This window comes from Oleiphilus sp. HI0061 (genome assembly GCF_001635675.1).
In genome coordinates this window covers 1-751 of record NZ_LWFE01001359.1, presented here as the reverse complement: position 1 = coordinate 751, position 751 = coordinate 1, and the positions used below count along the sequence as shown (strand labels likewise).

Annotated in this window: 1 protein-coding gene; it reads left to right on the top strand. The window is 44.7% G+C overall.

The window, feature by feature from the left end; genetic code table 11:
- Positions 1-27 precede the first annotated feature (27 nt).
- A partial coding sequence (locus A3735_RS21530; protein WP_156499809.1) for a hypothetical protein occupies positions 28-751 on the top strand: 724 nt, incomplete at its 3' end.

Sequence of the window (751 nt, the reverse complement as noted above, 5' to 3'; positions counted from 1 at the left end):
TCAGGTGAAAATATCGAAACTTGCACTATGTCAGCTATGCCAATGGTCGGTACGATTGATTACTCCACATCGCCCTGGACTATTAACTCAAACAATTTAAGTTCTTCTGGTGGTCAGGATTTCACCATCAATCTAGGCACAAACGAATATGGATTCTTCGCTTACCCTGCTGCCTTAGGCGAAGCCTATTTTTATGATCGGGATAACATGAATATCCTGGGGGCGTGGGATGGAGCATCTTGGACTCCATATACTCCGGACTTTTCTGAGCTATCTCAAACAGGACCAATTGTTACCGAAATCGACGGTGTTAAATGGTTTGTTTACCGAACAGACTATCCTGAGCTAGGTGAAATGAACTATGCCGTTCGGTTCGATCATCCTGGTATGGAAATTGGTGATACCGTTGCGTGCGACTTGTTAAGCCATGAACTTGATGCCAACCATGCAGCCATCGTACCAAACCCTGAACCAGAACCCATACCAGATGGTATGTGTCTAGTATCGGATATACCACACTACGGTAATGTTGTTATATCAGGTACCGAACTAACACTGGATTATAAGCTAGCGAATACAAGTAACCAAGACTTCGATTTAATTCTCGACACTGACGAGTATGGCTACTTTATGTATCCAGCTGCGTTAGGCGAAGCAACATTGACGGGCGGTGCATGGGATGGCGCAACGTGGACACCCTATAACCCAACCATTGACGAAATGACAAATCAATCCGGTCCTGTTGTTATGA